Origin of the sequence: Pandoraea sp. 64-18 (assembly GCF_001899225.1) — a bacterium.
Lineage (GTDB): Bacteria > Pseudomonadota > Gammaproteobacteria > Burkholderiales > Burkholderiaceae > Pandoraea > Pandoraea cepalis.
Map to the genome: position 1 here is coordinate 76820 of NZ_MKVU01000006.1, position 19726 is coordinate 96545.

Genomic DNA, 19726 nt, shown 5'->3' on the forward strand with positions numbered 1-19726 from the left:
CGAGGCGTCAGGGGACGCCGTAAGATGGTGCCATCGGTTCCCACCTCACGGAGAGTCCCTCATGTCGCAAAGCCAAGCTGCCCACACCGCCCGTACCGCCCTGCTCGTCATCGATGCCCAGGAGTCGTTTCGCCAACGCCCGTACTGGCGTGAAGACGATCTCGCCACGTATTTCGACCGTCAGCAGGCCCTCGTCGACGGTGCCGTGGCGCGCGGCGTGCCGATCGTGCAGGTCTTCCACATCGGGTCGGGCGCGTTCTCGCGCGATTCCGGCTTCGTTCGCACGCTCGAAGAACTCCATATCGCCCCGGCGTTAACGGTGGACAAGGTCAAGCATAGTGCCCTGGCCGGCTCCACGCTCGGCGCGTGGCTCGTCGAGCATGGCATCACGCGCCTGATCGTCTCCGGCATCCGTACCGAGCAATGCTGCGAGACAACCACGCGCGCGGCGTCCGACGCGGGTTACGCCGTGGACTTCGTCACCGAAGCCACCCTCACGTTCCCGATGCAGCACCCGCGCACCGGGCGTGAGCTGTCGGTGGCCGAGCTGAAGGAGCGCACGGAAACGGTGCTCGTCGATCGCTTCGCACGCATCGTGACGGTTGAGGAAGCGCTCGCCGCGGTGTAATGTCGTGATCAACCCGCCTTGCCCCCGCTGTCCGAATCTGACCTGAACGCCTGCCGCCATGCCGCGACTGCAACCCGTCTACCTGCTGGTCATGCCCGACGCGCTGCTGCTCGACGTGGCGGCCCCCGCCGAAGCCTTGCGCATGGCCAATCACCAGCAGGACGACGTGCGCTTCGTGTTGCACTACGTCGGCACGCAGCGCTCAGTCGCCACCTCGATCGGCTTGTACGTCTCGCCGCTCGACATCTTGCCGGACAACGTGCCCGACGACGCCTGGCTGGTCGTCACGGGAACCGTCGAGAAGCCACTGCCGGTATGGGCGGCGGACGGCGGCACGACACCTGACCATTCCGCGGCGCCCACCGAAGACGCCGAATCCCTTGCCATCGCGTGGCTTCGGCGGGTCGTGCGCCCCACGCATCAATTGGCCTGCATCTGCACGGGCGCCTTGCTGGCCGCGCGCGCAGGACTGCTCGACGCCCGCGCCTGCACCACGCACCACGGCAGTTGCGACGCCCTGCGCGCGCTGGCCCCCAGCGCCCGGGTGGCCGACAATCGACTTTACGTGCATGACGCAAACGTGTGGACGAGTGCCGGTGTCACGACCGGCCTGGATCTGATGTTGACGCTCATCGCCGACGCCACCGGCCCGTTGTGTGCGGCGGCCGTCGCGCGGCAGATGGTCGTCTACGCCCGGCGCGCGGGCGCCGACCCGCAGTTGTCGCCGTGGCTGGAAGGCCGCAACCATTTGCACCCAGCGTTGCATCGCGTGCAGGATGCCATCGCCGCCGATCCCGCGCACGACTGGACACTCGCCTCGATGGCGGACATCGCCTGCGCCAGCGAACGGCACGTGACGCGACTCTTTCGCGAGCACGCCGGCGTCGCGCCCATCGATTACCTGCATCGGCTGCGCATCGCGCTCGCGCGCGAGATGCTCGGCAACAGCCAGCTCGACCTGGAACATATCGCCGAGCGCACCGGCTTTGGTTCGAGCCGACATCTGCGACGCGTCTGGCACAAGTTCGATGCACTCCCGCCGAGCCACGCACGCCGTATCGCGCACGACGGCTGAAGCAAGGCATCCGGGAGATGCGCGAAGCCCGATATGGCGGGACATCGTGGGGAAACGTCGGGAAACCAGCGTCGGCTCGCCGCAACCCGGTAGAATGTCGATCGCACGCAAAACGCAAGACTCTCGACTTCAAGATGGCCAACGATCTCGTCATTCTGGGCGGCACCCCGCCCACTACGTCCACTACGCCCACCGCACCCGCCACGACCTTCCCGCCGCATCTGCAGGCGGCCGTCGGCGCCTTCGTACCCGGCGCCAACGTCACGTTCACGCCAGGCGCGGCGCGTATTGCCGATGTCGTCGACACGCCCGCCCTGCGCGCGGCGATGGGGGCGTTCGCACAGCAGCACGAAGTCGACACCGTGCTCGTCGACAGCCACCGACGCCTCACAGACTTCAAGCTCGTGGCCATGGACATGGACTCGACGCTCATCACCATCGAGTGCATCGACGAAATTGCCGACTACTGTGGGCTGAAGGCGGAAGTCTCGGCCATCACGGAAGCCGCCATGCGCGGCGAGATCAAGGACTTCAACGAGAGCCTCACGCGGCGCGTGGCGCTGCTCAAGGGACTTGACGCGAGCGCCCTGGAAAAGGTCTTCGACGAGCGCCTGCAACTCTCGCCCGGCGCCGAAACCATGTTGCGCGGCGTTCAGGCACTCGGCATCCGCACGCTGCTGGTGTCCGGCGGCTTCACGTTCTTCACGGAGCGACTGAAGGCGCGTCTGAACCTGGATGTCGCCCGCGCCAATACGCTGGAGATCGTCGACGGCAAGCTCACGGGCCGAGTGCTCGGCGAGATCGTCAACGCCGAGGTCAAGGCGCGCACCGTGACCGAAGTGGCGACACATCTCGGTGTCAGCGCTGCTCAGGCAATCGTCATGGGCGATGGCTCGAACGACCTGCAGATGATGGCCATCGCCGGGCTGTCGGTGGCGTTTCGCGCGAAACCGGTGGTGCGGGAGAAGGCGTCTGTCGCGTTGAATTACGCAGGTCTGGACGCCCTGCTCTCGCTGTTCCGCAAGGACTGACATCGCCGGCGCGATGCGCCGACGATGCAGCGCCCTTCGTGGGCGCGCGTTCCCTTCCTCAGGCGCCGAGGTGCGCCGTCAGACTGGCTTCGATATCGGCCTGTAAATCGCGCACGTCTTCGAGACCGACATAGAAGCGCACCAGCGCGCCCTTATGCGGCCACGGCGTTGCCGAGCGCATGGACAGCACGCGATAGGGCACCACCAGGCTGTGCGCGCCCCCCCAACTGAAACCGATCTTGAACAAGCGAAGCGCTTCGATGAATGCGTCGATTTGCGCCGGCGTGTAGCGCTCGTCGAACACCACGGAGAACAGACCACCCGCGCCCGTGAAGTCGCGATGGAAATGCGCATGACCGGGGCAATCCTCGAATGCCGGATGCAGCACGGCCGCGATTTCATGACGGGTGCCCAGCCACGTCGCCAGCGTCATCGCGGCACGATCGTGCGCCTCGAAACGTAGCTGCATATTCGGCAGACTGCGCAACACGAGGCTGCAATCGTCGGCTGACACGCCCACGCCCATGCGCATGCGCGCCTGCTTCAGACGGTGGTGCACGTTATCGTCGACGGTCACGACCGAGCCCATCAGCACGTCGCTGCCGCCCGATTGGTACTTGGTGAGGGCCTGCACCGAGATGTCCACCCCGTGGTCGAACGGACGGAATGCCAGGCCGGCGGAATATGTATTGTCAATGGCCGTGAGTACGCCCCGCTCGCGCGCCACGCGCGCGATGGCCGGCACGTCGGGGACTTCCATCGTCACCGAGCCCGGGGCCTCGAGCCAGATCACCTTCGTGTTGGACTGAATCAGCGCGCCGATACCGTCACCGATCATCGGATCGTAGTAGCGCACGGTGATGCCGAACGACTCGGCGAGCCAGTCACCGTGCTCTCGGTTCGGACCGTAGGCGTTGTCTGGAATAAGGACATCGTCACCGCTCTTGACGAGGCCAAAGTACACATTGGAGATCGCGGCAAGTCCCGACGGGAACAGCAGGCAGTGTTTGCCGCCTTCGAGCGCCGCCAAGCGCCGCATCAACTCCATCGATGTGGGCGTGGCATGCAGACCGTAGCGCCACTGGCTGTCGTTCTTCCAGTCGAGCGAGCGCATGGCGGCCAGATCGGGGAAGATCACCGTCGATGCGCGGGCCACCGGCACCGGCATCGCGGCGAAACCGGCCGGCACGTGGGTGTCCGTATGCAGAATATTGGTTTGCCAATGCCAGCCATTGGCTTCCGGCGTGTCGAGGGGCTTACGGTTGTCTTGCGTCATTACGGCTCCGGAAAGACTCGGGCCGGCAACGACACCGGCCCCCGGGAGTAACTTACACGCGCTCGAACACGGCGGCAATGCCCTGGCCGCCGCCGATGCACATCGTCACCAGTGCATAGCGCCCGCCGATACGCTGCAACTCGTGCAACGCCTTGACCGTGATCAGGGCACCAGTCGCGCCGATCGGGTGGCCCAGCGAAATGCCGGAACCGTTCGGATTCACCTTGGCCGGATCGAACCCGAGGTCGCGCGTGACCGCGCACGCCTGCGCGGCGAATGCTTCGTTGGCTTCCACCACATCGATGTCGCCAACCTTGAGCCCGGCGCGCTCCAACGCCTTGCGCGACGCTGGCACCGGACCAATGCCCATATAGTTCGGATCGACCCCGGCGTGGGCGTAGCTGACCAGGCGCGCGAGCGGCTTGGCGCCGCGACGCTCGGCTTCGGCGCGTTCCATCAGAATCAGCGCGGCGGCCGCATCGTTAAGCCCCGAGGCGTTCCCGGCCGTGACGGTGCCGTCCTTCTCGAACACGGGGCGCAGCTTCGCCATGTCGGCCAGCGTCACTTCCGCACGCACATGTTCGTCGGCGGTGAACGACACCTCGCCCTTCTTCGACTTGATCGCGATAGGGACGATCTGGTCGTTGAAATAGCCCGCAGCCATGGCGCGCGCGGCGCGTTGATGCGATTCGACCGCGAGACGATCCTGATCGTCGCGCGTGATACCCCATTTCTTCGCGATGTTCTCTGCCGTCACGCCCATATGAATATTGGCGAAGGGATCGTGCAACGCGCCGAGCATCATGTCGACCAGACGCGATTCGCCCATGCGCGTGCCCCAGCGGGCACCCGGCATCACGTACGGCGCGCGGCTCATGCTCTCCGCGCCGCCCGCCATCGCCACGTCGGTGTCGCCCAGCAGAATCGACTGCGCGGCAGAAACGACCGCCTGCAGACCGGAGCCGCACAGGCGATTGACGGTCATCGCGGGCGCATGCTGGCTAACGCCCGCCTCGATGGACGCCACGCGAGCCAGATACATGTCCTTGGGTTCGGTATGAATGACGTTGCCGAACACCACGTGGCCGACGTCGTCACCGCCCACCTGGGCGCGCGCCATGGCCTCGCGGGCGACGATGGCACCGAGCTGCGTCGGCGCGAAATCCTTCAGGCTGCCGCCAAAATCTCCAATCGCGGTGCGCACACCGCTGACGATCACGACTTCTCGTTGCATGTCTCTTCTCCGGGTGAATTTCAGTTGGCAATGAGTATAGCGCCGCAGGGGTTACCGCGATGGCAGACGCAGTGGAGGGAAACTTCGATGAGCGAGCTTGCGGGGGCGGCGGCCGTGTCGGGTGCCGCGCATTGCGCTGCGGCGGGACGCGGCGGGAAGTGGCGGGAAGTGGCGCAAGCGACGGAAGTCGGGGGAAAGCGAAGCGAGGGGAAACCGGAGCATCGACGTGCCCCGGTAGGTCAAGCATTGATGCGGATCAGCCCGCCAGTGTCTGGAGCACCTGCTCGGCGCGCGGTACGGGCGCGACTGCGCCGTAACCGGTTGTCGACAACGCTGCGCAGACGTTGGCGTAGCGCGCCGCCGCGAACGGATCGTCGCCCAGCGCCAGACGGGCCACGAAAGCGCCGCCAAAGCAATCGCCGGCCCCGGTGGCGTCAACGGCCTTTACCGGATATGGCGCGACGATACGACGCTCGTCCGGCGTGGCGACATAGCAACCCTCGCGACCCAGCTTGAGCGCCACGACCTTCACGCCATACGAGAGCAGTGCGTCAAGGATCGCATCGCGATCGTCCAGCCCAGTGACCGCCGTCACGTCGTCCCAGCTCGGCAGGCAGACGTCGGTCAGGCTGAAGGCTTCGCGCATGGTGGCGCGGGCGCGGGCCAACGGCCACAGCTTGAGGCGCAGATTCGTATCGAACGACACCTTGCCGCCGGCGGCGCGAATCGTCGACATCGCCTCGAAAGCGGCGTCGCAAGCGCTCGCGCTGATCGCCAGGCTGATCCCCGACAGGTGCAGGAAAGATGCGCTCGCCAACGCTTCGCGCGGCAGATCCTGGGGCCGGTAACGGCTCGCGGCGGAGCCCGCGCGCAGATAGTCGAAATGGTGCCCGCTCGCGTCGTGGGACACGAAATAGACGCCGGTCGGAGCCTGCGCATCGACGCGAACGGCGTCCGTATCGACGGCTTCCTCACGCCACAAATCGAGCAGCATGCGACCGAAGCGGTCGTCGCCGAGCGCGCTCACGAAGCCCGTGTTGACGCCTTGGCGACGCGCAGCGATGGCGAAGTTGGACGTGTCGCCGCCGAAGCCCTGCAAATACTGGCGGGGGTCGTCGGGCGACTGGTTGAACTCGACCATGGCTTCGCCCATGGCCAGCACTTGCGGACCTGTTGACGTATGCGTGAGCGCCATCAGACCACCTCGCCCCACAGATCGTGGCCGTCGGCGCCAGTCACCGTCACGTTCACGAACTCGCCGACCTTCAGGCGCTTGGCCGCCGTGGGCGTGGGCTCGATGTACACGAGGCCGTCGATTTCGGGGGCGTCGGCCGCCGAGCGCGCCACCCCACCGTCCTGATTGATCTCGTCGACGATGACCTGAATCGTCGTGCCGACCTTGCGCTGCTGGCGCTGCGCCGAGATCTCTTCGGCCACTTCCATGAAGCGCGCGCGGCGCTCCTCGCGCACTTCGTCTGGCAAGGCACCCGGCAATTCGTTGGCCTTGGCCCCCTCGACCGGCGAATAGGCGAAACAACCCACGCGGTCCAGTTCGGCCTCGCGAAGGAAGTCCAGCAGATACGCGAACTCGGCCTCGGTTTCACCCGGGAAACCTGCGATGAAGGTGCTGCGGATCGTCAGATCCGGGCACAGCTTGCGCCACGCCTGAATGCGCTCGAGATTCTTCTCCCCCGAGGCCGGGCGCTTCATGCGCTTGAGCACATCCGGATGGGCGTGTTGCAGCGGCACGTCGAGATACGGAAGGATGTGGCCTTCGGCCATCAGCGGAATGATCTCGTCGACGTGCGGGTACGGGTAGACGTAATGCAACCGCACCCAGGCGCCGTACTGCTTGGCCAGTTCGCCCAGCGCCGTGACCAGTTCGGTCATGCGAGTCTTGAGCGGACGCCCCGCCCAAAAACCGGTGCGGTACTTCACGTCGACACCATAGGCGCTGGTGTCCTGCGAGATCACCAACAGCTCCTTCACACCGGCCTTGAAAAGGTTCTCGGCCTCGAGCATCACTTCGGCCACCGGGCGCGAATCGAGATCGCCGCGCATCGACGGGATGATGCAGAACGTGCAGCGATGGTTGCAGCCTTCGGAGATCTTCAGATACGCGTAATGACGCGGCGTAAGCTTGATGCCGGCGGGCGGCACAAGATCGGAGAAGGGGTCGTGCGGCTTCGGCAGATGCGTATGCACCGCGCTCATCACTTCGCCCAGGGCGTGGGGACCGGTGACGGCCAGCACCTTCGGGTGCACGGCCGTTACGATGTCCTGACCGGCGGCATCCTTTTTGGCGCCCAGGCAACCGGTGACGATCACCTTACCGTTTTCGGCCAGCGCCTCGCCGATGGCGTCGAGGCTTTCCTGAACGGCGTCGTCGATGAAGCCGCAAGTATTGACCACCACGAGATCGGCACCGTCATAGGTACCGGCGATGTCGTAACCTTCGGCACGCAGTTGCGTCAGGATTTGCTCGGAGTCGACCAGCGCCTTGGGGCATCCGAGCGAAACGAAGCCGACCTTGGGGGTGCCGGCGGGCGATGGGCGGGACATGGGGCGAAATCCTGATCTAGAAAATACGGGGAACGATCGACCGGCGAAACAGCGACCTCAGCCACTCCTGGCGCATCCCCCACAATGCCGAAACACCGCGCGAGACGCAGATCCTGCCTGCCGCCGAAACCGCCGCAAGAAGTCCCTCGCGGCGAACAACCGCGTATTTTACCCTGTTCGCCCGTGGGGCGTTCCAACTATGTTGCCGATCGCGACGTTGCGCGCCCCGTGCCCCATCGCAACGTCGGCCAAACCGTCAGGGCTTCTTGTTCGGGTCGCCCGGAGCGCCCGGCGCTCCCGGGAACGGGAACGTATTGAACATCGACTTCGCCTGGGTCTGCATCTGCTCTTGCATCTGCACGAACAGGTTCTTCGACTGCTCGATGTAGTTGGTCATCATGCCCTGCATCATCGGCGCCTGCATGTTCATGAATTGCGCCCAGACGTCCGGGTTGAAGGACGCGCCTTCGTAGATGCCCTTCGACTGATCGGCCAGCTTGTTCTGAATTTCGATGAACGTCTGGATATTCTTCTCGAGATACGTGCCCATCATGCCCTGCAGCGCATGCCCATAGAAACGAATGATCTGCGACAGCATGGCGCTCGAGAACATCGGCACGCCACCGGTTTCTTCTTCCAGAATGATCTGCAGCAGAATGCTGCGCGTCAGATCCTCACCCGACTTGGCATCGACGACCTTGAACTCCTCGGTCTCGAGTACCAATTGCTTCACATCGGCAAGGGTGATGTACGTGCTGGTCTGGGTATCGTACAGACGCCGGTTCGGATACTTTTTGATCAGGCGTTCGTCAGTCTTCTTGCTCGCGGCCATGCGGTGGGTTTCCTGCTTTTATGAAGGACTTCCCCGACCGGCGGTCGGGGTTAGTCACATATTATCGATTCTAGGACGTTTGCTGCTATGCGGCAAAGCCCTAACCCGCAACGGGGCGCGCGGCGCGGGTGTCGCCCGTCGCGCCCCCTACGCCCCGATCCCGCTTAGCCCATGTGCAGGCCACCGTTGAGCGAGAAATCCGCCCCCGTCGAGAAGCCGGAGTCTTCCGATGCCAACCACGCCACGATGGACCCGATCTCACCCGGTTCGCCCAGGCGCTTGACCGGAATCGTGGCCACGATCTTGTCCAGCACGTCCTGACGAATCGAGCGCACCATGTCCGTCCCGATATACCCCGGGGACACCGTGTTGACCGTGACGCCCTTGGTCGCCACTTCCTGTGCCAGCGACATCGTGAAGCCGTGGATACCGGCCTTGGCCGTCGAGTAGTTGGTCTGACCGAACTGCCCCTTTTGCCCGTTGACCGACGAAATGTTGATGATGCGGCCCCAACCACGCTCGCACATGCCCTCGATGACCTGCTTGGTCACGTTGAACAGGCTCGTGAGGTTGGTGTCGATGACGGCATCCCAGTCCTCGCGGGTCATCTTGCGGAAGACGACATCGCGCGTGATGCCCGCGTTGTTCACCAGCACGTCGACCTCGCCGACCTCGGCCTTGACCTTGTTGAACGCGGCCGTCGTGGATTCCCAGTCGCCAACGTTACCTTCGGACGCGATGAAGTCGAACCCCATCGCCTTCTGGTCTTCCAGCCACTTCACGCGGCGCGGCGAATTCGGCCCGCAACCCGCCACCACCTTGAAGCCATCCTTGTGCAGCCGCTGGCAAATGGACGTACCAATACCGCCCATCCCACCTGTCACATATGCAATGCGTTGAGTCATGGAAAGCTTCCCCCAAAATAGCGGCATCTCTGCCGCCTGTTGCGACTGCCAATTGACTGACGCACAAGCCGCGCGTTCCCGCGCGCGCCTTTCGTCTCCTGCCGACTTCAGCGTGCGCCCGTGCGCACTGCACGCACGGACGATACCGATTCGATTTTTTTCGAACGCTCGCCGATGCGCGTCAGACGCGCTCGAGCGCCAACGCGACGCCCATGCCACCGCCGATGCACAGCGATGCCAGGCCGCGACGCGCATCCCGGCGCGCCATCTCGTGCAGCAACGTCACGAGAATACGGCAGCCCGACGCCCCGATCGGGTGTCCGATGGCGATCGCACCACCGTTCACGTTGATCTTGGAAGTATCCCAACCCATCTGCTGGTTCACGGCCAGTGCCTGCGCCGCGAAGGCTTCGTTGATTTCCATCAGGTCCAGATCGCTGGCCTTCCACCCCGCACGCGCGAGGCAACGCTGCGATGCCGGAACCGGGCCGATGCCCATCACCTTCGGATCCACGCCCGCGTTCGCGTACGCGACAATGCGCGCGAGCGGCGTAAGCCCCAGTTGCTCGGCGCGCTTGGCCGACATCACGACGACAGCGGCCGCGCCGTCGTTGATCCCCGACGCATTCGCCGCGGTCACCGTGCCGTCTTTCGCGAACGCTGGCTTCAGACCCGCGAGCGACTCGGCCGTCACGCCATGGCGAACGAATTCGTCGGTGTTGAACACCAGCGGATCGCCCTTGCGCTGCGGAATCAGGACCGGCACGATCTCGGCGTCGAAACGGCCCGCCTTTTGCGCGGCCTCGGCCTTGTTCTGCGAAGCGGCGGCGAATGCGTCCTGCATTTCGCGGGTGATGCCGTATTCCTTCGCGACGTTCTCCGCCGTGATGCCCATGTGGAACTGGTTGTACACGTCCCACAGGCCGTCGACGATCATCGTGTCGATCAGCTTGGCGTCGCCCATGCGGAAGCCGTCACGCGAGCCCGGCAGCACATGCGGCGCGGCGCTCATGTTCTCCTGCCCCCCCGCCACGACGATATCGGCCTCGCCCGCGGTGATCGCGTTCGCGGCGAGCATCACGGCCTTCAGGCCCGAGCCGCACACCTTGTTGATGGTCATGGCCGGCACCATCGCAGGCAGACCCGCCTTGATGGAAGCCTGTCGCGCCACGTTCTGACCCGAGCCGGCCGTGAGTACCTGACCCATGATGACTTCGCTCACGTCCTCGCCCTTGAGCTTGGCGCGCTTGAGCACCTCGTCGATCACGATGGCGCCCAGATCCGGCGCCGCCACCTTGGCGAGCGAGCCGCCAAATTTACCGACTGCGGTACGCGCAGCCGACACAATCACGATATCCGTCATGTCTCTTTCCTCGTTTCCAAATGAGTCGAACCCGCGGGGGATGCCCGTGGGTGCCGCCCGTTCAGGCCTTGGCCTTCACGTAGCGACCGGGCGCCGGTTCGATAGGGGCATAAACAACATTACCATACGCTTTTGGCGCCTTGACGCGTTTTCCTGCGTAGCCTGCAAGCCACTCGCTCCAGTCGCTCCACCAACTGCCGGGGTGCTCCGTCGCGCCGGCCAGCCAGTCGTTGGCATCGGTACCCACGTCGTCGTTGCGCCAGTAGCTGCGCTTTTTCTTGGCCGGCGGATTGACCACGCCCGCGATGTGACCGGAAGCGCCCAGCACGAAGCGTCGCTCGCCGCCCAACAACGGCAGCGAACGGAACGCCGACGTCCACGGCACGATGTGATCCTCGCGTGAGCCGAACACATATGCCGGCGCGTCGATGGCGCCCAGATCCAAGGGCACGCCGCACGTTCGCACCGCACCCGGGCGCTTCAGTTCGTTTTGCAAATAGAGATGGCGCAGATACCAGCAGAACATCGGCCCCGGCAGATTGGTGCCGTCACCGTTCCAGTAAAGCAGGTCGAACGGCTGGGGCGCATTGCCCTTCAGGTAGCTGTCGACCACATAATTCCAGACCAGATCGTTCGGGCGCAGGAACGAGAACGTATTCGCCAGCTCCACGCCACGCATGAGGCCCGGCGGATGCCCGGCGCCGCCGCCGATCGTCTGCTCGCGGAATTGCACATGCGGCTCGTCGATGAAGACGTCGAGCACGCCGGTATCGGAAAAGTCCAGCAGCGTGGTCAGCAAGGTCACGCTGGCGACCGGCGACTTGGCACCCTTCTGGCCGTTCGCGGCCAGCACGGCGAGCGCGGCGGAGAGCAGCGTGCCACCCACGCAGAAGCCGAGCGCATTGATCTGCGGTTGCCCGCTGATCTCACGCACCACGTCGATCGCGGCGATCGGCCCTTCGCCTACGTAGTCGTCCCAGGTCTTGTGAGCGAGCGATGCGTCGGGATTGCGCCAAGACACGACAAACACGGTATTGCCCTGCTCGATCGCATAGCGGATCAACGAGTTCTCCGGCTGCAGATCGAGGATGTAGTACTTGTTGATGCAAGGCGGCACGACGAGTAGCGGCCGCTGATGCACCGTTGGCGTGAGCGGCTTGTACTGGATGAGCTGGATCAGGTCGTTCTCGAAGACCACGGCGCCTTCGGTCGTCGCCACGTTGCGACCGACTTCGAACGCGGCCTCATCGGTTTGCGACACCTTGCCCTTGCCCATGTCGGCAAGCAGGTGCTGCATGCCGGTGAGCAGGCTGTCGCCTTTCGTTTGCACGAGGCGCTGCTGCGCGTCCGGATTGGTCGCGATGAAGTTGGCCGGCGAACTGGCCGCCACCCATTGCTCTACCGCAAACCGAATCCGCTCGCGCGTTTTCGCGTCGGCGTCGACCAGTTCGGCCATGCGCAGCAAGAAGCGTCCATTGAGCAAATACAGCGCCGCGGGCATCGCGTAGAACGGATTACGCCAACCGTCGCCCGCGAAGCGCCGGTCTCCCAAGGCCGGCGCCGTGTCCAGTCCGGGCTGCGTGAAGCTGGCAACAAGTTCGGAAAATTCGCGCGCATATTCCGTCTGAAGGGCATTCAGACGCGCCGGATCGACGTGCGGTGACGTCAGCGGCGGCAGGCTGCCGGCCTTGCCGATGAGATCGAAAAGCCCGGCGAACGGGTTTGCGGCGGACGGTGTCCCAGGGGCACCGGAGAATGACGAGCCGGCAGCCCCCGGCAGCGCCCCGAACAGTTGTTGGGCAGCCGTGAACCACTGCGACATGTCCTGAGCGGAGAGCGAAGCGGAGGGAAACTGCTTGGCGAACGAGGCGGCCAACGAGGCCGGATCGAAGTTGGCACTGGCGCGATTCATGATAGCCTGAGTGTCACGTTCGTTGCGTTCACGGGCCAGCGCCCGAAACGCGGCGGCACGCAGCGCTTGCTTAGCGATACGCCCCACCTGCGAAGCATTCTTGCGTGCGCGCGCAAGTGTGTCAATGCTTGCAGCGTCCGTCTTGCGTGCATTTTTCCGTCGCCCCACCTATTTTTGCCTGCGCGTTTGCCCCAATGCTGATCGTCATTCTTGGCTGGCTTTATGTCATTGCGATGGTCGCCATCACCGCGCCGTCCGTCGCACTGGGTATCGTCATCTTTGTCTGCGGTGGCCTCGCGCCGACGATGCTCTGTTTGTACATCGCAGGCGCCCGCCTCCGGCGTGCCCGCCGCGAACCGATGACGCCGTCGCGCAAGTCCCTTCATCGTCGGATCGCGACGCCTCACCGCGCTCGCCGCCCACGCCGTTGCCGTGACAGAACCCCGGACGGACTCGTTTGCGCGGTAATCGGCGTCAGGCCGTGCGCCACACGAGTGCCGCCATGCGACCCGTCGTCCGGTCGCGCCGGTAGGAATAAAATCGCGCCGAATCGCCGACCGTACACCATTGCCCGCCCGAGACCTGCGTCACGCCCTCACGGGCCAGTCGCAACCGTGCAAGCGCACACAAATCCGCCAACGACTTCCCCGCATCGGGATCGCCGTGCGGGACGAACGCAGACTGCGTCGCTTCACGCTCGTCCGGCGTTGCCGCGGCAAGAAACGCCTCACTCACCTCCCGGCCGACTTCGAACGCTTGGGGCCCAATGCAAGGGCCGAGCCACGCCAAGACCGGCGCATCGGCGTCGCCCTTCGGCAAGCGGGCTCGCAATGCCTGCACTGTCTGCTCGATCACCCCGGCGCAAAGTCCGCGCCAGCCGGCATGCGCAGCGGCCACCGCACGCCCTTGCGCGTCGCACAGAAGCACCGGCAGGCAATCCGCCACCATGACGGTGCTCGCAAGGCCAATCTCGCTCGTCGCGCTGGCATCAGCCTGCAGCGGGTCGCCGGCATCGGCCGCCTCGAGCGCCGCGCGCGCATCGACCACACGCGGGCCGTGGATCTGCGCCACCCATGCCGACGGTACGCCCGTGCGCGACGCGAGCAACGCACGATTGATCCGCACGGCGGCCGGCTCGTCGTCCGCCTTGGTCCCCAGGTTGAACGTGGCTTGCGGCCCTTGACTCACGCCGCCCGCGCGCGTCGTGAAGACGGCGCGAACGTTGGCCGGAGCGGGCCAGTCGGGGACGATCCAGTCCGCGGGCATCAGGTCTGACTCAGGCAGGGAAGAAGTCATCGAGCGAATCGGGGAGCGTTGAAAAATCGAACTCGAGCCCGAGCGCGGCCACGAGCGCACGCAGGTCATCCGGCAAAGGTGCCTGCCAGTGCACGAGACGGCCATCCTCGGGATGAATCAACCCCAATCGCCAGGCATGCAGCGCCTGACGCGCAAAATCGCCCGGCAACACCGGTCGTTTGTGACGGGGTTTGTAGAGGGGATCGCCCAACAGCGCATGGCCGAGGTGCGAGAGATGAACGCGGATCTGGTGTGTGCGCCCCGTATCGAGCGAGCAAAGCACGAGCGACACCGGGGAACCTTCCCATTCTGCGCTGGCGACCGTCACGACGCGCGTGCGCGCCGGCTTACCGCCCTGCCCGGGCACGACCGCCATGCGAGTGCGCTCACGCGGGTCGCGACCGATGGGAGCGTCCACAACCGTGCGCTGCGGCGGGCGTCCCCACACCAGCGCGGCGTAATGGCGTTTGACGGTGCGGGCCTGCAACTGGCGCACCAGATCGGTTTGCGCCACCAGTGTGCGCGCCACGACCATCAGGCCCGACGTCTCCTTGTCGAGCCGGTGAACGATACCGGCGCGCGGCAGATCGGCGGCCGCTTGGCCATAGCGATACAACAGACCGTTGAGCAAGGTGCCGGACCAGTTACCCGCCGCCGGATGCACGACCAGGCCCGCCGGCTTGTTGAATACGGCCAGTGTTGCGTCTTCGTAGACGGCGTCGAGCGGCACCGGCTCGGGGGCAAACGCGAGTTGATCGGGCAGTGGTGCCGGCGTGATGACGACGGCCTCGCCGCCCGCCACTTTCTGGCGCACCTTGGCGGCCTCGCCGTCGAGCGTGACGCGGCCGTCTTCGACCCACGCCTGCAACCGGCTACGGGAGTATTCGGGAAAACATTGCGCGAGCGCCTTGTCCAGTCGCTCCCCGGCCAGCGACTCGGGTAAGGTGGCGCCAAGCGGCGCGCTGACGCCAGCCCCGCCCGACAAGGCGGAACCGGATAAGGGAGCACCGGGAGGGGCGCCGTCGGCTGCCGTTGGAAAAGCCTCAGAAAGCGAATCGAGGTCGTCGTCAGACGAATCCTCTGCATTTTCCGTGGCAAATGAGGCGGTTACGCTATAATCCGGCAGAATTGAATGGGTCATCGAGAAGTGAAGCTAACGAGCATGCAAGCCCTGAAACTTGTCAAACACCTGACGCTGGCCGCAATCGTGGTCGGCAGCCTTGCCGCCTGCGGCATTCTGCCGGAGAAGGTCGACGAAACGGCCGGCTGGTCGACGAACAAATTATACTCGGAAGCCAAGGACAGCTTCGATAGCGGCGACTACACGAAGGCCGCCAAGTACTACGAGCTGCTCGAAGGGCGCGATCCGTTCGGCCCGCATGCGCAGCAAGCGCAGATCAACACGGCCTACTCCTATTACAAGGACAACGAGCCGGCGCAGGCCCTCACCGCCATCGACCGCTTCATCCGCCTGCATCCGGACAGCCCGTCGATCGATTACGCCTATTACCTCAAGGGTCTGATCAACTTCAATGACGACCTGGGCCTGTTCGGCCGCTTCTCGGGACAGGATCTCAGCGAGCGCGATCCGAAGGCACTGCGCGCGGCTTACGACAGCTTCAAATACCTGGTCGAGCATTATCCGAGCAGCAAGTACGCCAACGACGCCGCGCTGCGCATGCGCTACGCCGTCAACGCCATGGCCGCCCACGAAGTGCATGCCGCCGAGTACTACTATCGTCGCGGTGCGTACCTGGCGGCCGTGAATCGCGCACAAAGCGCGCTGAAGGACTACGATCAGGCACCGGCGCTCGAAGATGCGCTGGGCATCATGATCAAGTCGTACGACAAACTCGGCATGACCGAACTGCGTGACGACGCTCGTCGCGTGATGGAAAAGACCTATCCTAAGAGCGGTTATCTGACGGTCGGCCATCGCACCGACAACAGCGGCGACAAGAAGTCCTGGTGGCAGCTCTGGCGGTAAACGTCGCTTCGGTCTGCCCCATCGAAAAGCCCTCGCTCACGCGAGGGCTTTTTTGTTTTGGTGGCAGCTGCGCCGGGTCGATTCCGGCGAATGCCGCGGCAATGGGTCGGCGAGTCAGTCGCCCGCGTCGGCGGCGATCTCATCGAAGAAGCCGCGCACAATGGGTAGCTCGCGCGTGCGCTTGAACGGCGGCAGGCTCTGCCAGATCCGGCGGCCATACGGCTTGTCGACCAGACGCGGATCGCAAATCATCAACACGCCACGATCGAGTTCAGAACGAATCAACCGTCCCGCGCCCTGTTTGAGCGTGATGACCGCCTGCGGCAACTGATGCACGGCGAACGGGCTGAGCCCCTTCTTCGTGAGCGCGTCGAGCCGCGCGGCCAGCACCGGATCATCCGGCGGCGCGAACGGCAATTTGTCGATGATGACAAGCGAGAGCGCCTCGCCGCGCACGTCGACCCCTTCCCAGAAACTCTGACTGCCGATGAGCACGGCGTTGCCGAGCGCGCGAAACCGATCGAGCAGTTCGGTGCGGCTCGCCTCGCCCTGCACGAGCAGCGGATACGGCCAGCCACGGCGGTCGAACTCCTCACGCAGACGTTCCGCGGCGCGGTTGACCGCGCGCAACGTCGTACACAGGACAAACGCCCGGCCACCACTCACTTCGAGCACCGGCAAGGCGGCGTCGAGCACGGCGTCGGTGAAGCCCGGCGCTGACGGCTGTGGCAATCCGCGTGGCACGTACAGCAGACTCTGATTCGGATAATCGAAGGGGCTAGCGAGCGTGAGCGACTTGCCCGCATCGAGCCCCAACTGCGCCGCATAGTGCATGAAATTGCCCTTCACCGACAACGTAGCTGACGTGAAGATCCAGGCCCGCGGCGCTCCGGCACGCTGTTTCGAGAAGATCGGCGCAATCGAAAGCGGCGTCTGATGCAACTGAACCGCCTGAGAGAACACCTCGATCCAGCGTACCGTCTCCGGGGGCGTGTAGTTTTTTTCCGCCGCCCCCTCGTCCGTCGAAGTGCCCGATGCCTTCGCGTCGGCCGCCAGCCGCGCAGCTTCCGCCTCGCGCGCCTTGGCCGCCTTTTCGCGTTTGCCGTCGGTGACACGCGGTGCATCCGGATCCAGCAGCGGCAGCGGCGACTCGCCTGGCACGGGCGGCGTTGCCCCGGTCTGCCAACGTTCCAACTGCTGATGCAACTCCAGCGCGCGACGCAAGCAAGTCCCCAAGGCTTCGGCTCGCTCGGACTGGTGCTGGAGCGTCTCGATCATGTCTTGCAATGCGACGTCCACGCTATCGAGCGCGCCGAACAACTCGTGATCGTCGGCCAATTGTGCGACCGACATCCGCGTATTGTCCTGCCCGAAGGTCAAACGCACATCGCGCGCCGCCCGCTCGAGGTTCGCACCGAGTTTGACCCAGTCTGCCGCATCGCGCGCATGAATCAGCCCCTCAGCCACGCAGTCGCGCGCCAGTTCGAGCATCTGCCCGGTCGAGACCGTCTCACCGAAGAACAGCGTGGCGGTCTCGGGCAACTGATGCGCTTCGTCGAAGATGACCGTGTTCGCGCTCGGCAGCAGCTCGGCCATCCCCGTGTCGCGCAACATCACGTCCGCAAAAAAGAGGTGATGATTGACGACCACGAGATCCGCCTGCTGCGCTTCCTTGCGCGCCTGCATCACGAAGCAATCCTTGTAGCGCGGGCATTCCTGACCCAGACAGTTGTCGCGGGTGGACGTGACTTGCGCCCAGATGGGCGCATTCTCCGGCACCGAGGCCAGTTCCGCCTTGTCGCCACTGTGCGTGATTTGCGCGAACGTCGTGATCTCGCGCAACTGGGCCGCTTCATGACGTGACGCGAAGCGTCCTTCCTGCTGGGCGCGCTCGAGATAGTAATGACAGAGGTAATTCGCGCGCCCTTTGAGCATGGCCACCGTCACCGGCACCGCGAGCGCCTTGCGCACCGTGGGAATGTCGCGCGCGAAAATCTGATCCTGCAAGTGCTTGGTGCCGGTCGAGATGATTGTCTTGCCGCCCCACAGCATGGCGGGCACGAGATACGCGTAGGTCTTGCCGGTGCCGGTACCGGCCTCGGCAATCAGCGTGTCGTGCGTGTCCATTGCGGCGGCCACGGCGCGCGCCATCTCGGTCTGCGGTTCACGCGAGCGATAACCGTCGATCGTGCGCGCCAGCATCCCGCCGTCGCCGAAGATCTCTTGCAACTCGCGCTCGCGCTTGGCGGCAAGCGGCTTGAGTCCATAGAACGTGGGCGTCTCGGCGGGGCTCGGGGAGATGTCAGGGAAATCGCTGGAGGCGGCGGAATCGGTCAAAACGGCAGGAAAACTCAAAGGTGCCGCGCATCGCATCGAGTGGATTCGCGACGCCGGCAATGAAAAAAGCAATCGCGCCGACGGTCGGACGCGTGTCGCAAACGTTGCGTGGGACGCCCGCTCAGGCGGGCTGGTCCGGCATTTGCTGCACTTGCAGCAGGGTGATCGTGTCCTTGATTTTCAAACGGCGCTTCTTGAGCCGTGTGACCCGGAGTTCGTCGTACGCCGGTTCCGTCAGCAACTTGTCGATCAGGAAGTCGAGATCGCGGTGTTCGATCTGCAACTCGATGATGCGGCGCCCGACGGAGTGAAGATCCTGCTGCATCGTGCTCACTCTCCTGCGACTCTCAAAAGATTCCGGGGCTGGCGTTCACTGCCCCGGCAACGGCTTCTGTGCCGGCGAACTGCCCGATTGCGACTCGTTGCGGCGCGCATCCGACTTCTTCTGGCGCTCGATGGCGTCCTGCTGCTTCTGATTGAACTTGCGCACGTTGTCTTCGCGCTCAGCCGCTTTTTGCGCTGCCGTCGCCTTCGCGTCGTCGAGCTTCTGCTGCTGCCCGGACTGCTTGGCATTGTACTGCTCGGCGTTGGCGGCACGCTGCGGCGCCTGTCCTGTGCGCTCGGTCACACGCTGCTGATACTCGGCCTGCTTGGTCTGGTAATTGGATACGTTCTGCGCACGCTCCGCCGCGCGCTGCGGCGCTTCGGCCGCCGTTTGCGCCCGCTTCTCCGCCAGACGCTCGTCACGCTCCTGCGCCCGCGCCTTGCGCTCCTGGTCTTCCAGCACCAGCCGTTGGCTGCGAACGGCCTTGAGGGCCGCGCGTTGATCGTCACGCGCGTTGTCGATGCAGTAATTCACGAAGAACTTCGACGCACACTCGTACTTCGCCTGTTCGAAGCGATAGTCGATCCAGGCGCGCTGCCGATCGAGCACCGCACGGCGGCCGGCGAAGTCGTCATCAGCGGGGTGCAGATCGAGCGCGTCGTCGTACGCGACCGGCTTGTCATCTTCGGCGATGGCGGCACTCGCCGCACTGGCCGGCGACGGTGTGCGATCGGCCGTGGCATCGAACGGCACCTTCGGCACGCGAAGCTGTTCGGTCGTGCGTCCTGCGGCCTCGGTCGCCGAGAGCCCCTGCGCGAACGACGTGCCCGGCACGACGGCGGCCGCCGTCACGATGCCGAACGCGCCCACCGCGGCATGGCGACACAAAGACTGGCGCGAAAACAATTTTGCGAAGGAAATCATGAGGTTGAGCAGAGTGATGCCAAATTTTAACATTGCCTG

17 protein-coding genes are annotated in these 19726 nt (G+C 64.8%); 4 read left to right on the forward strand and 13 right to left on the reverse strand.

Annotated features, from left to right (window positions below; translation table 11 throughout):
* Window positions 1-61 precede the first annotated feature (61 nt).
* The 3 genes from BGP02_RS03040 to serB all read left to right on the forward strand — a co-directional run bounded on the left by BGP02_RS03040 (window position 62) and on the right by serB (window position 2734).
* A complete protein-coding gene (locus tag BGP02_RS03040) occupies window positions 62-628 on the forward strand; it encodes a cysteine hydrolase family protein (protein ID WP_017234071.1) in 567 nt (188 codons plus the stop codon).
* Between the two features lie 58 nt (window positions 629-686).
* Entirely contained in the window at window positions 687-1703 is a 1017-nt protein-coding gene (locus BGP02_RS03045) for a GlxA family transcriptional regulator (RefSeq protein ID WP_268566373.1), read from the forward strand.
* 134 nt (window positions 1704-1837) lie between these two features.
* Window positions 1838-2734, forward strand: a complete 897-nt coding sequence (gene serB / locus BGP02_RS03050; protein WP_268566374.1) for a phosphoserine phosphatase SerB — start codon at window positions 1838-1840, stop codon at window positions 2732-2734.
* Window positions 2735-2792: 58 nt separating this feature from the next.
* Here serB and BGP02_RS03055 read toward each other — a convergent pair whose 3' ends face one another.
* The 10 genes from BGP02_RS03055 to BGP02_RS03100 all read right to left on the reverse strand — a co-directional run bounded on the left by BGP02_RS03055 (window position 2793) and on the right by BGP02_RS03100 (window position 15255).
* Window positions 2793-4010 (reverse strand): cystathionine beta-lyase, encoded by a 1218-nt coding sequence (locus tag BGP02_RS03055; RefSeq protein ID WP_268566375.1) that lies wholly within the window; start codon window positions 4008-4010, stop codon window positions 2793-2795.
* A 52-nt stretch (window positions 4011-4062) separates the two neighbouring features.
* Window positions 4063-5244: a beta-ketothiolase BktB gene (gene bktB / locus BGP02_RS03060; RefSeq protein ID WP_017234067.1), complete on the reverse strand. Its 1182-nt coding sequence runs from the start codon at window positions 5242-5244 to the stop codon at window positions 4063-4065.
* 256 nt (window positions 5245-5500) lie between these two features.
* Window positions 5501-6439, reverse strand: coding sequence for a sugar kinase (locus tag BGP02_RS03065; protein ID WP_017234066.1), 939 nt, complete (start codon window positions 6437-6439; stop codon window positions 5501-5503).
* A complete protein-coding gene (rimO, locus tag BGP02_RS03070) occupies window positions 6439-7806 on the reverse strand; it encodes a 30S ribosomal protein S12 methylthiotransferase RimO (protein WP_017234065.1) in 1368 nt (455 codons plus the stop codon). The genes BGP02_RS03065 and rimO overlap by 1 nt, the downstream gene beginning before the upstream one ends.
* Window positions 7807-8062: 256 nt before the next feature.
* Window positions 8063-8638, reverse strand: a complete 576-nt coding sequence (gene phaR, locus BGP02_RS03075; RefSeq protein ID WP_017234064.1) for a polyhydroxyalkanoate synthesis repressor PhaR — start codon at window positions 8636-8638, stop codon at window positions 8063-8065.
* 164 nt (window positions 8639-8802) lie between these two features.
* On the reverse strand, window positions 8803-9543 hold the full coding sequence (locus tag BGP02_RS03080) for a 3-ketoacyl-ACP reductase (RefSeq protein ID WP_026131972.1): 741 nt from the start codon (window positions 9541-9543) through the stop codon (window positions 8803-8805).
* Between the two features lie 181 nt (window positions 9544-9724).
* Window positions 9725-10906: an acetyl-CoA C-acetyltransferase gene (locus tag BGP02_RS03085; protein WP_017234062.1), complete on the reverse strand. Its 1182-nt coding sequence runs from the start codon at window positions 10904-10906 to the stop codon at window positions 9725-9727.
* A gap of 61 nt (window positions 10907-10967) precedes the next feature.
* On the reverse strand, window positions 10968-12728 hold the full coding sequence (gene phaC, locus BGP02_RS03090; RefSeq protein WP_442796494.1) for a class I poly(R)-hydroxyalkanoic acid synthase: 1761 nt from the start codon (window positions 12726-12728) through the stop codon (window positions 10968-10970).
* Between the two features lie 564 nt (window positions 12729-13292).
* Complete coding sequence (gene pgeF / locus BGP02_RS03095) at window positions 13293-14114, reverse strand: peptidoglycan editing factor PgeF (RefSeq protein ID WP_157211472.1); 822 nt, start codon at window positions 14112-14114, stop codon at window positions 13293-13295.
* Entirely contained in the window at window positions 14095-15255 is a 1161-nt protein-coding gene (locus BGP02_RS03100) for an RluA family pseudouridine synthase (RefSeq protein WP_083902310.1), read from the reverse strand. The genes pgeF and BGP02_RS03100 overlap by 20 nt, the downstream gene beginning before the upstream one ends.
* A 21-nt stretch (window positions 15256-15276) precedes the next feature.
* On the opposite strand from BGP02_RS03100, the gene BGP02_RS03105 reads away from it, so the two are divergent.
* Complete coding sequence (locus BGP02_RS03105; protein WP_150564466.1) at window positions 15277-16101, forward strand: outer membrane protein assembly factor BamD; 825 nt, start codon at window positions 15277-15279, stop codon at window positions 16099-16101.
* A 114-nt stretch (window positions 16102-16215) separates the two neighbouring features.
* On the opposite strand, the gene BGP02_RS03110 is transcribed toward BGP02_RS03105, so the two are convergent.
* The 3 genes from BGP02_RS03110 to BGP02_RS03120 all read right to left on the reverse strand — a co-directional run bounded on the left by BGP02_RS03110 (window position 16216) and on the right by BGP02_RS03120 (window position 19651).
* Entirely contained in the window at window positions 16216-18474 is a 2259-nt protein-coding gene (locus BGP02_RS03110; protein ID WP_039830365.1) for an ATP-dependent DNA helicase, read from the reverse strand.
* Window positions 18475-18559: 85 nt separating this feature from the next.
* Complete coding sequence (locus BGP02_RS03115) at window positions 18560-18763, reverse strand: YdcH family protein (RefSeq protein ID WP_017234055.1); 204 nt, start codon at window positions 18761-18763, stop codon at window positions 18560-18562.
* Between the two features lie 45 nt (window positions 18764-18808).
* Window positions 18809-19651: a hypothetical protein gene (locus BGP02_RS03120; protein ID WP_157211471.1), complete on the reverse strand. Its 843-nt coding sequence runs from the start codon at window positions 19649-19651 to the stop codon at window positions 18809-18811.
* Between the last annotated feature and the right edge of the window lie 75 nt (window positions 19652-19726).

Bases quoted from the DNA above. Each gene is read 5' to 3' on its own strand.
- BGP02_RS03040 (WP_017234071.1), top strand. From the start codon at position 62: ATGTCGCAAAGCCAAGCTGCCCACACCGCCCGTACCGCCCTGCTCGTC.
- BGP02_RS03045 (WP_268566373.1), top strand. From the start codon at position 687: ATGCCGCGACTGCAACCCGTCTACCTGCTGGTCATGCCCGACGCGCTG.
- serB (WP_268566374.1), top strand. From the start codon at position 1,838: ATGGCCAACGATCTCGTCATTCTGGGCGGCACCCCGCCCACTACGTCC.
- BGP02_RS03055 (WP_268566375.1), bottom strand. From the start codon at position 4,010: ATGACGCAAGACAACCGTAAGCCCCTCGACACGCCGGAAGCCAATGGC.
- bktB (WP_017234067.1), bottom strand. From the start codon at position 5,244: ATGCAACGAGAAGTCGTGATCGTCAGCGGTGTGCGCACCGCGATTGGA.
- BGP02_RS03065 (WP_017234066.1), bottom strand. From the start codon at position 6,439: ATGGCGCTCACGCATACGTCAACAGGTCCGCAAGTGCTGGCCATGGGC.
- rimO (WP_017234065.1), bottom strand. From the start codon at position 7,806: ATGTCCCGCCCATCGCCCGCCGGCACCCCCAAGGTCGGCTTCGTTTCG.
- phaR (WP_017234064.1), bottom strand. From the start codon at position 8,638: ATGGCCGCGAGCAAGAAGACTGACGAACGCCTGATCAAAAAGTATCCG.
- BGP02_RS03080 (WP_026131972.1), bottom strand. From the start codon at position 9,543: ATGACTCAACGCATTGCATATGTGACAGGTGGGATGGGCGGTATTGGT.
- BGP02_RS03085 (WP_017234062.1), bottom strand. From the start codon at position 10,906: ATGACGGATATCGTGATTGTGTCGGCTGCGCGTACCGCAGTCGGTAAA.
- phaC (WP_442796494.1), bottom strand. From the start codon at position 12,728: ATGTCGCAGTGGTTCACGGCTGCCCAACAACTGTTCGGGGCGCTGCCG.
- pgeF (WP_157211472.1), bottom strand. From the start codon at position 14,114: ATGACTTCTTCCCTGCCTGAGTCAGACCTGATGCCCGCGGACTGGATC.
- BGP02_RS03100 (WP_083902310.1), bottom strand. From the start codon at position 15,255: ATGACCCATTCAATTCTGCCGGATTATAGCGTAACCGCCTCATTTGCC.
- BGP02_RS03105 (WP_150564466.1), top strand. From the start codon at position 15,277: ATGCAAGCCCTGAAACTTGTCAAACACCTGACGCTGGCCGCAATCGTG.
- BGP02_RS03110 (WP_039830365.1), bottom strand. From the start codon at position 18,474: ATGCGATGCGCGGCACCTTTGAGTTTTCCTGCCGTTTTGACCGATTCC.
- BGP02_RS03115 (WP_017234055.1), bottom strand. From the start codon at position 18,763: ATGCAGCAGGATCTTCACTCCGTCGGGCGCCGCATCATCGAGTTGCAG.